An 11978-nucleotide genomic window follows, 5' to 3' on the forward strand; every position below is an offset into this window, starting at 1 on the left:
ATGTGCATGTGGCCGTGCGGCGCGTCGGGATCGCCGAACACCTGCTGGCCCTGGACGATCTCGACGCCCTCGGTCGGCAGCGGCACCAGGATCTGCGACTGCTGCAGGTGCGGCGGGGCGTTTTCCTCGCCCGTCTTCACCATGCAGATCATCACCTTGCAGCGCGGGCTGCCCGCGCCCGAGATGTAGTGCTTCTCGCCGTTGATGATGTATTCGTCACCGACGCGGACGGCGCGGGTGTCGATGTTCTTGGCGTCGGACGAAGCCGTGTTCAGCTCGGTCATGCAGTAGGCCGACCGGATCTTCCCTTCCAGAAGCGGTTCGAGCCACTGCTTCTTCTGCTCGGGCGTGCCCACGCGCTCCAGAACTTCCATGTTGCCGGTGTCGGGCGCGGCGCAGTTCATGATCTCGGAAGCGAGGCGCACCTTGCCCAGCTCGACGGCGATGTAGGCGTAGTCGAGGTTCGACAGGCCCTCGCCGGTCTCGGCGTTCGGAAGGAAGAAGTTCCAGAGGCCCGCAGCCTTGGCCTTGTCCTTGGCGGCTTCCAGCACTTCGAGCTGGCCGGGCGCATATTGCCACGGGTCGGGACGGCCCTCGCCGAGACGATGCCATTCCTCGGACGCCGGCTCGGCGACCTCTTTGATGAACGTCTTGACGGCGTTGTAGAGCGGCAGCGCCTTGTCGGACATCCGCAGGTCGTTCAGCTCGTCCTGCGGGCTGAGGCCGAAGCTCGAACGGGCCTCGGTGGCCCGGTCTGCGGTCGTTGTCATGCTGGTCGCTCCCTGCAAATGGCTCTTGCGGGAGTTTTGGCGCACTTTCCGGCAATTTCAAACAACTGTTTTATGAACCGCGGCTCCGGTCCGGCGAAGCTTGCGCCCACCGGACCGGACGCGACCCGTCAGACCGTCGCGAGCGCGGCGCGGCGCGCCCGGCGCAGGATCAGGTACTGCAGATCGGCCACGACCGCCGCGGCCGCCGCCTGGCCCACGATCAGCACGACGCCGAGCGCCGTCGGCTCCACCCAGCCCAGGACGATCACCCCCACGCTCTCGACGGCCCACACCAGGTTGAACGCCACGAGGCCCCAGACGGCCTTGCGCGGGAGGGCGGGGCGCGCGGCCATGACGGCGAGGAGCGCCGCATAGCCCAACAGGAACAGGCCGACAGGCTGCGTGAAGGCCGGAGAAAGGCCCAGCGGGCCGGCCAGCACCGGCGCCGCGAAGGCCAGGCCCGCCCCGCCCGCGCCGCAGGCGGCGGCGTCTGCGGCGATCACGGCGCGGAGGAAGGTGGAACGGACATCAGTCATGAGGCGGCTCCCTGAAGGGTTAGACCCGGACGGGTCGGTGGCTTCAGGGTCGCGCGGCCTGCACGGCGGGTCGATTACCTCGGAGGTAGCGTCACGCCGGCGCGTGGCAGACGGCCTCGATGTTGTTGCCGTCGGGGTCCAGCACGAAGGCGCCGTAGTAGGTCGGGTGGTAGTGGGGCCGCAGACCCGGCGCGCCGTTGTCGCGCCCGCCCGCCGCCAGCGCCGCCGCGTGGAAGGCCTCGACCGTCGCACGCTCGGCCGTCGCGAAGGCGACGTGCGCGTAGCCTGCACGGCCGTCGGACCCGATCCAGAAGAACGGCCTCCCCGCGCCATAGCCGGCGAAGGTCTCGCCATCGCCGAAGAGACGGGTCAGGCCCAGAGGTCCAAGGGCGGCGTCGTAGAACGCCTCGGCCCGGCCGTAGTCCCCAACCTTGAGGGTCACATGGTCGAGGTTCGCCGCCGTCATCGACGGCCCCTATTTGACCGGCGCATGCTCGGCGTGAGGACAGACCGAGGCGATCAGGGCGGTGTTGTCCGCGCCTTCGGCCTTCTTGGGCGTGTCCGAACGCCAGTTGGCCTTGATGTCCAGCGGCTGGTTCGGGCGGTAGTTTGCCAGGGAGATGATGTTCTTCTTCGCGCAGTCGAGGGCGATGACGCTGCCCACGCTGTCGGCCTTGCCGGGCGCCGAGGGGCCGAGGGTCCCCTTGGAGAGCGCCTGCATGACGATGAGGCGGCCCGTCTGGCTGTCCTTGTAGGTGTAGTCGCTGTCGTAGGAGATGTCGGCCCCGTTCTCCATCGTGTGGAACTTGGTCCAGGTCTCGGCGGCGGCCGAGCCGGCCAGGATGGACAGGGCGGCGGCAAGCGCGATCGCGCGGCGCATGTTCAGGCTCTCCAGTGGGACGTTTCCTCAGGTGGTGCACGAGCCTAGCGGCGGTTTCAGGGCGCCTCCAGCCCTTTCCACGGCCGCCGGCATCGGCCGCCTTCGGCACATCAACCCCGAAGAGCACGAAAGGTCGCGAACCGGCGCCTCTCGGATCCGAAGGAACCACTGAAAGAGCGTCCGCTCGCGCGGAAGCTCGGGGATGATTCGCCCTTTCTTGCCCTTCGGGGTTCGAAAGGCGCTTCGGAACCGGTCAGGCGGCCTTCGGCCTGGCCTTGGCGAAGGCGCGTTCGGCTTCGCCGATATAGTCGCGGGTGATGGGAACGGCGTCCACGCGCTTGGCGAGCTGGATCTGGAAGATGAACTGCCGCCGCGCCCGGAAGCTCTGCTCGGCGATCCCCAGGTAGAACTCCCACATCCGGCAGAACCGCTCGTCGTACAGCTCTGCGATTTCGGGCCGCACCTTGCGGAAGCGCTCGCGCCAGTGACGGATCGTCTCGGCGTAGTGCAGGCGCAGGATCTCGACATCGGTGACGATCAGCCCCGCGCGCTCGATGGCCGGAAGCACTTCCGACAGCGCCGGGGAATAACCGCCAGGGAAGATGTACTTGTCGATCCAGGCGTTGGTGACGCCGGTCTCGGGCCGCCCGATGGAATGGACCAGGCCGACCCCGTCGTCCTTCATCAGCCGGGCCACGCCGTCGAAGTATTCCTGATAGTTCGGCCGGCCCACAGCCTCGAACATGGCCACCGACAGGACGCGGTCGTAGGTCCCCTTCAGGTCGCGGTAGTCGGTGAGCGAGAACCGCGCCTTGTGCGCCAGGCCCTTCGCTTCGGCGCGGGCCTGGGCGATCTTGAGCTGTTCGATGGAGAGCGTGATGGCGTCGACCTCGGCGCCGGCCTCCTCGACCAGTTGCAGCGCCATGCCGCCCCAGCCGCAGCCGATCTCGACGACGCTCATGCCGGGCTCGACGCACAGCTTGGCGGCGATGTGACGCTTCTTGGCCACCTGGGCCTCCTCCAGCGTCATGTCGGGCCGCTCGAAGTAGGCGCACGAGTACTGCATGTCCTCGTCGAGGAACCGCCGGTAGAGGTCGTAGGAGAGGTCGTAGTGGTGCGCCACGTTGCGGTGGGCCGCAGCGCGGTCGTTGGCCTCGCGCACGGTGCGCTTCATCCACCGCCGGACCCGGCTCAAGAGGCCGCGGGACCGGGGCTTGTTCTTGGCGTTGGCCCCGATGAGGTCGATGAAGTCGTCGATGTCGCCCTGCTCCAGGACGAGGCCGCCGTCCATGTAGGCCTCGCCCACGCCCAGGCCGGGCTTGGCCGCGATCCGCGCCGCCCAGCTCGCGCTGGTGATCCGCGCCACCAGCGGCGGACCCGCGCCGTTCCCCAGCCGGAGTTCGGACCCGCCAGGCAGCTTGATCGTCAGGTCGCCCTCGCGGACGAGGTTCCGGAGAACGTCTTGCAGCCCCACGCCTACCCTCCCATGTCAGGCGCCAGAGACTAGGTTGATGCGCGCATTTTCCAACCGCGCATTTGTCGCCCCCGGGCTTGACTCCAAAACGCGCTGTTCCTAACTCGCGAGCCGACGTTGGCACTCGTGAAGCCGGACTGCTAACAGCGCCCCTCACGGAGCCGCGTCACCGCAAATTCGACCGTCTCGAACGGAAAAGAGAGAGAACAAATATGGCGTTTCGTCCCCTGGGAGATCGCGTCCTCGTCAAGCGCGTCGAGGAAGAAGAGAAGACCAAGGGCGGGATCATCATCCCCGACACCGCGAAGGAAAAGCCGCAGGAAGGCGAAGTGATCGCCGTGGGCCCCGGCAACCGTGACGACGACGGCGACTACATCGCCCTCGACGTGAAGGCCGGCGACCGCATCCTGTTCGGCAAATGGTCGGGCACCGAGGTGAAGCTCGACGGCCAGGACCTGCTGATCATGAAGGAAAGCGACATCCTGGGCGTCGTCTCCTAAGCGAGCCGCACCCGGAGGGGCCGCTCGGCCCCCGCCTCCTCCCGAAATTCTAGGAAAGAGAACCAGCCATGGCTGCCAAAGACGTCTATTTCGCTTCCGACGCGCGCGACCGCATGCTGCGCGGCGTCAACACCCTCGCCAACGCGGTGAAGGTGACCCTCGGCCCCAAGGGCCGCAACGTCGTCATCGAGAAGTCGTTCGGCGCGCCGCGCTCGACCAAGGACGGCGTTTCGGTCGCGAAGGAAATCGAACTGTCGGACAAGTTCGAGAACCTGGGCGCCCAGCTCATCCGTGAAGTCGCCTCCAAGACCAACGACAAGGCCGGCGACGGCACCACCACCGCCACGGTCCTGGCCCAGGCCATCGTGGTCGAAGGCCTGAAGTCGGTCGCGGCCGGCATGAATCCGATGGACCTGAAGCGCGGCGTCGACAAGGCGGTCGCCAAGGTCATCGAAGAGATCAAGACCAACGCCAAGAAGGTCTCGGCCAACAGCGAGATCGCCCAGGTCGGCACCATCTCGGCCAACGGTGACGTGGAAGTCGGCGAGATGATCGCCAAGGCCATGGAAAAGGTCGGCAACGAGGGTGTCATCACCGTCGAGGAAGCCAAGACCGCCGAGACCGAACTCGACGTCGTCGAAGGCATGCAGTTCGACCGCGGCTACCTGTCGCCCTACTTCATCACCAACCCTGACAAGATGCAGGCCGAGCTGGAAGAGCCGCTGATCCTGCTCTTCGAAAAGAAGCTCTCCACGCTGCAGCCGCTGCTGCCGGTGCTGGAAGCCGTGGTCCAGTCGGGCCGTCCGCTGCTCATCATCGCGGAAGACGTGGAAGGCGAGGCGCTGGCGACCCTGGTGGTCAACAAGCTGCGCGGCGGCCTGCGCGTCGCGGCGGTGAAGGCTCCGGGCTTCGGCGACCGCCGCAAGGCCATGCTCGAGGATATCGCGATCCTGACCGGCGGTCAGCTGATCTCGGAAGACCTGGGCATCAAGCTCGAGAACGTCGCTCTCGACATGCTGGGCAAGGCCAAGAAGGTCACGATCGACAAGGACAACACCACGATCGTCGACGGCACGGGCGACAAGGCCGACATCGAAGGCCGCATCTCCCAGATCAAGAAGCAGATCGAGGACACCACCTCGGACTACGACCGTGAGAAGCTGCAGGAGCGTCTCGCGAAGCTGGCCGGCGGCGTCGCGGTGATCCGCGTCGGCGGCGCCACCGAAGTCGAGGTGAAGGAGAAGAAGGACCGCGTCGACGACGCCCTGAACGCCACCCGCGCCGCGGTGGAAGAAGGCATCGTCCCCGGCGGCGGCGTCGCCCTGCTGAAGGCCTCGAAGGTTCTCGACGGCTTCAAGGGCGACAACGACGACCAGGAAGCCGGCGTCGCCATCGTGCGCCGCGCGCTCCAGGCTCCGATCCGCCAGATCGCCGAGAACGCCGGCGTGGAAGGCTCGATCGTGGTCGGCAAGGTGCTGGAGAACGGCGCCGCCACCTTCGGCTTCAACGCCCAGACGGAAGAATACGTCGACCTGGTGAAGGCCGGCGTCATCGACCCGGCGAAGGTCGTCCGTACGGCCCTGCAGGACGCCGCCTCGGTGGCCGGCCTGCTGATCACGACGGAAGCCGCGATCGTCGAAGCGCCCAAGAAGGGCGGCGCCGGCGGACCTCCGGGCGGCATGCCCGGCGGCATGGGCGACATGGACTTCTAAGTCCGACGCCCGACACGGTATCGAAGGACGAGGGCGGGGCCGCAAGGCTCCGCCCTTTTTCGTGCCAATCAGTTCGCGTCGGCCAGGGCCTGCAGGATCGCCGGCGGACTGCGGCGGCGCTCAGGCCCCGACGGCGTCCGCGACGGCGTCCGCGATGGCCAGGGCGCGGCGGGCCGCCTCCAGGTGCAGCCGCTCGACCATCTGGCCCTCCACGCGCAGCACGCCCTTGCCGGCGTTCTCCGGCTGCGCGAAGGCCTCGACGACGGTCCGGGCCCACAGCACCTCGTCGTCGGTCGGCGCGAACGCCGCATTGGCCACCGGGATCTGGCGGGGATGGATCAGGGTCTTGCCGTCGAACCCGAACTCGACGCCCTGACGGCACTGCCGCCCGAGCCCGTCGTCGTCCTCCAGCGCATTGTAGACGCCGTCCAGGATCACCAGCCCCTCGGCCCTGGCCGCCGCCACGGCCAGCGACAGCGCCGCCAGAAGCGGGCGGCGCTCGGCGTCCAGGCGGCAGCGCATTTCCTTGGCCAGGTCGTTCGTCCCGATCACCCAGGCCGCGAGGGGCAGGGCGCGGGCGGTCGCGGCGATGGCGTCCAGGCGGAACAGGGCGCTACAGGTCTCGATCATGGCCCACAGCGGACGATCGCCGATCGCCGACGCATAGGCCGCCACGTCGTCGGCCGACGAGACCTTGGGCGCGAGGATGGCGTCGGGCCGCGCGGCTGCGGCGGCTGCGAGATCGTCGGCGCCCCAGGGCGTGTCCAGGCCGTTGACCCGTATCACCACCTCGCGCCGGCCGAAACCGCCGGTCCGCACCGCCTCGGTCGCCTGTCGGCGCGCGTCGGCCTTGGCCTCAGGAGCCACGGCGTCCTCCAGGTCCAGGATGACGACGTCGCAGTCGAGACTGCGCGCCTTCTCGATGGCGCGGGCGTTGGCCGCAGGCATGTAGAGGGCGCTTCGGCGAGGCCGCGGGGCGGACATTTCGGAATCTCCTCGCTGGAGCCCGGCGACCGGGCGCCGTGATGGCGTGGCGGCCGGAACCGAGCGGAGTCCGGCGATCGCTTCCCTAGCGGATTCGAGACTCCGGCAGCTAGCCCTGCCGGGCGACCCGGGTGCGTCAGCCGGCCTTGCGCCTGCGGACACGGGCGCGCCACGCCGCCGCGGTGCCGATCACGATGCAGAGGATGATCGCCATGAAGTTGGCGTTGTTGATCATGGCGTGCAGCAGGTCCGGCTTGCGGTCCATCACCAGGTAGTAGGATCGCAGCGCGAACTGGGCGGCATAGATCAGCATGGCCGCGCCCAGCCACATGCGGCCGAACATCAGCGTCATCGCCAGGAAGCCCACGGCGGTCGCACCGTCCAGGACCAGGCCGAAGATGTAGCTGGAGCCGGAGGCCAGGAGGTTGCCCCCGATCAGGGTCAACGCCGAATTGAGCAGGATGATGCCAGCGCCCAGGCGTTCGGGCCGCCCGCCCTTCCACAGGCCGAACGCACAGCCGGCCACCACGAGGGCCAGCAACATCTGAACGAGAGGTGAGGTCGGCATGATTAAGCGCCCCTATTGCGAAATAGAGGCGCCTAACCAGTTAATCTATTGCAATGATCGGCCGTTTACCGGCCGAGCAGCCGTCTCTCGGCTCAGCCGACGTCCCGCATGGCGGTCGAATCGGTGGCCGCGGAGATCGCGGGCTTGTCTTCCAGGCCCATCTTCGTGCGGATGCCGAGGCGAAGCTTCGCATCGTTCAGCTCGGTGTGCACGGCGACCATGGCCGTACGCGCTTCGCTGAGGGCCTTCATGGCCTCCATCATCTTCACCTGCACGTCGTCGGCGAACACCAGCGAGGTGCTGACGTCCTTCCGAGCCTTGAGCATTTCGCCCATCAGTTCCGCCGCTTCGACCAGAGCGCCGTCAACAGCGGCTTCGGTCTCGAACAGCTTCTTGGCCACACGCTTGGCCACGAACACCTTATCCATTGTGGATACACCCCTTGAGTTACCCGACACCCGTTAAGGTAAAGATACGGTTAGCGCACACGCAACAGATTCATGAGTTGTTAACCATATTTTCTTCCGCCAGCAGTTGTATCGTGGCGCCCAGAGCACAGTTTTTTCTGTGTTGCGCCCGAGCGGAGTGATCCTTCAGAAGCGAAGCGTTAGGACTATCGCCCTTAAACCGGCGCCATGGGTGATGCAGGGCAAATCGCCGAGGACGAGGCGCCGACCGGCTCCGCGCCGACGGCGACGTTCCATGCCCGGGTGGCCGGCGTGGGCCTCATCACCACGGTGGTCGTCCTGCTGGCGGCCTGCCTGACCTTCATGTTGCAGCAGTGGGCGGTCGCGCGCACCCAGTCGCACCGCTTCCACGAAGACCTGGCCGCCATCGCCGCCGAAATGGCGACGCCCAGCGTGGCCGCGCCCGGCCGCATCGAGCTGTCCCGTTCCATCGACGCCCTCAAGACCAGCCGCGATGTCGTGGCGGCGCGTGTGACCGACACGTCGGGCAAGGTGCTGGCCGATTTCCAGGTCCGGGAGGCCGGCGACGCCGAGACCGAGACCATCGTGCGGCCCGTGACGGTCGACGACCGCACGGTGGCGCAGTTCAGCATGACCTTCGAGCAGCCGTCCCTGGCGCCGCTGCTCCCGCAGTTCATCGCCCTGACCTTCGTCCTGCTGTTCGGCGGCGTGGGCGTGGCCCTCTTCCTGGCCCGCAGCCTGGCGCATCGGGTGATCCGACCGGTCCAGATCCTGTCGCAGGCCATGGGCGAGGTGGCGGCCACCGGCAGCTTCCGGCCCGTGGAGGTCACCGCCTCGGACGAGCTGTTCAAGAGCCTGACCGAAAGCTTCAACCACCTGCTGGCCAAGCTGGCCGAGCGCGAGGACGACCTGCGCCGCGCCATGCGCGAACTCGAACTCGCGCGCGACGCCGCCAACGCCGCCAACGTGCTCAAGACCCAGTTCCTGGCCAACATGAGCCACGAGATCCGCACGCCGCTGAACGGGGTGCTGGCGATGGCCGAGGTGATGGCTCTGGGCCAGCTCGACCAGGTGCAGCGCGATCGCCTGGACGTCATCCGCCGTTCGGGCGGGCTGCTGCTGGCGGTGCTCAACGACGTCCTCGACCTGTCGAAGATCGAAGCCGGAAAGCTCACGCTGTTCGAGGAGGATTTCGACGTCGAGGCCGCGATCGAGCAGGCGCGCGAGAACTTCGAGATCATGGCGCGCTCGAAGAGCCTGGGCTTCTCGGTCGAGGTGGCCGAGGAGGCCAGGGGCTGGTGGCGCGGCGACGCCGACCGCCTGCGCCAGATCGTCGGCAACCTGCTGTCCAACGGCGTCAAGTTCACGCCCCAGGGCTCGGTGGGCGCGCGGGTCGACCTCTCGCCCTCGGGCGCCCTGCGGATCGTGGTGCGCGACACGGGCGTCGGCATCGCGCCCGAGAAGCTGCCGACCCTGTTCGAGAAGTTCACCCAGGCCGACAACTCCGCCACCCGTCGCTTCGGCGGCACCGGGCTGGGCCTCGCCATCTGCCGCGAGCTGACCCAGATGATGGGCGGCGCGATCAATGTGGAGAGCCAGGAAGGCGTCGGCTCGACCTTCACCGTCGAACTGCCGCTGACGCGGGGCAAGCCCACCTCGCTGCCGGCCGCCGAGACGCCCCAGGCCAACGACGACGGCGACCTGCGCCTGCTGGCCGCCGAGGACAACGCCACCAACCAGCAGGTGCTCGCCGCCGTCCTGGGCTCGCTGGGGATCGACGTCCACATCGTGCCCAACGGCAAGGAAGCGGTCGACGCCTGGCGGACCGGGACCTACGACCTGATCCTGATGGACATCCAGATGCCGGTGATGGACGGGATCACCGCCGCGGCCACCATCCGCGACACCGAGAAGGCCATCGGCCGCCGCCGCACCCCGATCGTCGCCCTGACCGCAAACGCCCTCACCCACCAGGTCGAGGAGTATCTGGCGGTCGGCATGGACGCCCACGTGGCCAAGCCCATCGAGATCGCCAAGCTGTACGACGCCATCTCCAGCGTCCTGAACGCCGCGGCCACGGACGGCGTCTCGCCCGCAGCCCAGGCGACGTCCGCGGCCTGACGGGGCGCGGCCTGATGGGGCGCGGCCTGATGGGGCGCGGCCTGACCGGGCGCTCCCTGACAGGCGCTTCACCAAGCTGAACCTCGCCCAACGGCCGGCTCAGACACTGGTCAGGCGCGGCGTGGTCTCTTCAGTCCCATCGACGGCCGATCCCAATTCCTGGGGGCCGACACGGACCTGGAGGACCGGACATGAAGACCCTGATCGCCACCCTGGCCGCAGCCGCCGCCGTGACGGCCGCGGTCCCCGCGATGGCCCAGCCCTACGGCCACGGTCCCGCGCGTTATGAAACCCAGCGCTGGGATTCGCAGGCGAACGTGAACCAGCGCCAGCGCGAACTCGAGCGCATCATCGAGGCGGCCGCCCGCCGCGGCGACCTGAACCGGCGCCAGGCGAACGAGCTGCGCAACGACATGCGCTCCATCGCCCGGCTCGAGGCCAGCTATCGTTCGGGCGGCCTGAACGCCCGGGAGCGGGCCGAACTCAACCGTCGCCTCGACTGGGCCGAGCGGCGCCTGGTGAGCCGCCTGGACAACAGCGCCCATCGCTACGGCTACGGCTACGGCCACCGCCGCTAGGACGACCCCTGCCGCCGACGCCCCCGGAGTTCCGCTCCGGGGGCGTCTTTGCGTCAGAGCCGCAGGCGGCTCTCGATCACGGTGACGGCGTTTCCCGCCAGCATCACCCGCGCGCCGCGGTGGGCGCAGACGAGATCTCCGCCGCGCCCCGGGAAGGCCTGATGGAACCGCAACACCGGCCGGCCGAGCTTGCCGGCGAACAGAGGCGTCAGGATGCAATGCAGGGAGCCGGTCGTGGGGTCCTCGGGGATGCCCGACCCCGGCGCGAAGAAGCGATCGACCACGTCGTAGGGGGCGCCGGCGTCCGCCAGCGCGGCCACGCCGACGTTGCCCCGCCCGCCCGTGGCCTCGCCGGCGATGCGGTTCAGCGCGGCGAGATCCGGCGCGAGCCCCCGCACCGCCGCATCGTCGGACAGAACCGCCACCAGATAGCTCGACACCCACACTTCGACGGGCTCGGCGCCCAGAGCCTCGGCCAATCCCTCTGGAACCGCCGTGCGCACGGGCGGCTGGGCCGGGAAGTCCATCTCGTAGCCGACCTCGGCGCGGGCGACCGTGAGCGCGCCCGAGCGCGTGTCGAACGTCAGCGTTCCCGCCGTCGCGCCCAGTTCGGCGAACAGGACGTGCGCCGAGGCCAGCGTTGCGTGCCCGCAGAGCGGGACCTCCAGCGCCGGCGTGAACCAGCGCAGGCCGAAGCGCGCGGGATCCGGCGTCCGCAGCAGGAAGGCGGTCTCGGCCTGGTTGTTCTCGGCCGCCAGCGCCTGCATCCAGGCGTCGTCGGGCCAGGCGTCGAACGGCTCGACGACACAGGCCGGGTTGCCGCGAAACGGCGCGGCGGCGAAGGCGTCCACGGTCCACTGGCGCATCGGAAGGCTCCCTGTTGCCGACCGGGTCCTTGCGGCCTGGCCCGCCGCACGGCAATGGCCACTTCCCCGCCTGCGGACATTGGAGCGCGCCTTGGCTTGCGAGATCACCCCCTTCGAAATCACCGGCGATGGCTTCGTGATCAGCGACGACCCTTCCCGCTTCGACTTGCCTCGCGCCCACCGCTGGATCGCGACCGAAAGCTATTGGGCCGAGGGCATCCCGTTCGACACCTTCGCGCGCGCCTGCGCAGGCAGCCTGACCGTCGGCCTGTACGCCGCCGACGGAGAGATGGCGGCCATGGCGCGGGTGGTGACCGACCGCGCGACCTTCGGCTGGGTCTGCGACGTCTTCGTGGACGCCGCGCACCGGGGCGCCGGCCATGGCAAGCGGCTAGTGCGCTACCTGAAGGCCCATCCCGACCTGCAAGGCTTCCGTCGGCTGCACCTGGCCACCCGCGACGCCCATGGCCTCTATCGCCAGTTCGGCTTCACCGACCTGACCGGCGCCGACCGCTGGATGGAGATCCACGACCGCGACGTGTACCGAAGATAAGGCGTTCG

The 11978-nt window shown here is 68.5% G+C and carries 14 protein-coding genes; 5 read left to right on the forward strand and 9 right to left on the reverse strand.

What is annotated here, in order from left to right:
• The 5 genes from ABS78_RS04560 to ABS78_RS04580 form a co-directional block, all read right to left on the reverse strand.
• On the reverse strand, positions 1 to 770 hold a 770-nt coding region (locus ABS78_RS04560; RefSeq protein WP_293375489.1), incomplete at its 3' end, for an acyl-CoA dehydrogenase family protein.
• 128 nt (positions 771 to 898) lie between these two features.
• Positions 899 to 1306, reverse strand: a complete 408-nt coding sequence (locus tag ABS78_RS04565) for a hypothetical protein (protein ID WP_293375492.1) — start codon at positions 1304 to 1306, stop codon at positions 899 to 901.
• 91 nt (positions 1307 to 1397) lie between these two features.
• Positions 1398 to 1772: a VOC family protein gene (locus tag ABS78_RS04570; RefSeq protein WP_293375494.1), complete on the reverse strand. Its 375-nt coding sequence runs from the start codon at positions 1770 to 1772 to the stop codon at positions 1398 to 1400.
• Positions 1773 to 1781: 9 nt separating this feature from the next.
• Positions 1782 to 2186, reverse strand: a complete 405-nt coding sequence (locus tag ABS78_RS04575) for a hypothetical protein (RefSeq protein WP_293375496.1) — start codon at positions 2184 to 2186, stop codon at positions 1782 to 1784.
• Between the two features lie 253 nt (positions 2187 to 2439).
• Positions 2440 to 3660 carry a cyclopropane-fatty-acyl-phospholipid synthase family protein gene (locus ABS78_RS04580; RefSeq protein WP_293375498.1) on the reverse strand — a complete coding sequence of 407 codons (1221 nt, stop codon included), beginning with the start codon at positions 3658 to 3660 and terminating at the stop codon, positions 2440 to 2442.
• A 212-nt stretch (positions 3661 to 3872) separates the two neighbouring features.
• On the opposite strand from ABS78_RS04580, the gene groES reads away from it, so the two are divergent.
• Together groES and groL are read left to right on the forward strand one after the other, a co-directional pair.
• A complete protein-coding gene (groES, locus tag ABS78_RS04585; RefSeq protein ID WP_293375500.1) occupies positions 3873 to 4160 on the forward strand; it encodes a co-chaperone GroES in 288 nt (95 codons plus the stop codon).
• A 68-nt stretch (positions 4161 to 4228) separates the two neighbouring features.
• Positions 4229 to 5872: a chaperonin GroEL gene (groL, locus tag ABS78_RS04590; RefSeq protein WP_293375502.1), complete on the forward strand. Its 1644-nt coding sequence runs from the start codon at positions 4229 to 4231 to the stop codon at positions 5870 to 5872.
• Positions 5873 to 5992: 120 nt separating this feature from the next.
• Here groL and ABS78_RS04595 read toward each other — a convergent pair whose 3' ends face one another.
• The 3 genes from ABS78_RS04595 to ABS78_RS04605 form a co-directional block, all read right to left on the reverse strand.
• Positions 5993 to 6856, reverse strand: a complete 864-nt coding sequence (locus ABS78_RS04595) for a CoA ester lyase (protein WP_293375504.1) — start codon at positions 6854 to 6856, stop codon at positions 5993 to 5995.
• Between the two features lie 136 nt (positions 6857 to 6992).
• Positions 6993 to 7424 (reverse strand): hypothetical protein, encoded by a 432-nt coding sequence (locus ABS78_RS04600; protein ID WP_293375506.1) that lies wholly within the window; start codon positions 7422 to 7424, stop codon positions 6993 to 6995.
• A gap of 92 nt (positions 7425 to 7516) precedes the next feature.
• Positions 7517 to 7852, reverse strand: a complete 336-nt coding sequence (locus ABS78_RS04605) for a hypothetical protein (RefSeq protein ID WP_293375508.1) — start codon at positions 7850 to 7852, stop codon at positions 7517 to 7519.
• 207 nt (positions 7853 to 8059) lie between these two features.
• Between ABS78_RS04605 and ABS78_RS04610 the strand changes: the two genes are divergently transcribed.
• Together ABS78_RS04610 and ABS78_RS04615 are read left to right on the forward strand one after the other, a co-directional pair.
• Entirely contained in the window at positions 8060 to 9973 is a 1914-nt protein-coding gene (locus tag ABS78_RS04610; RefSeq protein WP_293375510.1) for an ATP-binding protein, read from the forward strand.
• A gap of 191 nt (positions 9974 to 10164) precedes the next feature.
• A complete protein-coding gene (locus ABS78_RS04615) occupies positions 10165 to 10551 on the forward strand; it encodes a hypothetical protein (protein ID WP_293375512.1) in 387 nt (128 codons plus the stop codon).
• 53 nt (positions 10552 to 10604) lie between these two features.
• On the opposite strand, the gene ABS78_RS04620 is transcribed toward ABS78_RS04615, so the two are convergent.
• The gene (locus ABS78_RS04620) at positions 10605 to 11417 is read right to left on the reverse strand and encodes a PhzF family phenazine biosynthesis protein (RefSeq protein WP_293375514.1); all 813 of its coding nucleotides are present in this window, start codon (positions 11415 to 11417) and stop codon (positions 10605 to 10607) included.
• A gap of 91 nt (positions 11418 to 11508) precedes the next feature.
• Here ABS78_RS04620 and ABS78_RS04625 point away from each other — a divergent pair, with 91 nt between their 5' ends.
• Complete coding sequence (locus ABS78_RS04625) at positions 11509 to 11970, forward strand: GNAT family N-acetyltransferase (RefSeq protein ID WP_293375516.1); 462 nt, start codon at positions 11509 to 11511, stop codon at positions 11968 to 11970.
• Positions 11971 to 11978: the final 8 nt, after the last annotated feature.

The organism is Phenylobacterium sp. SCN 70-31 (assembly GCF_001724605.1).
In the GTDB taxonomy this organism is placed as follows: domain Bacteria; phylum Pseudomonadota; class Alphaproteobacteria; order Caulobacterales; family Caulobacteraceae; genus Phenylobacterium.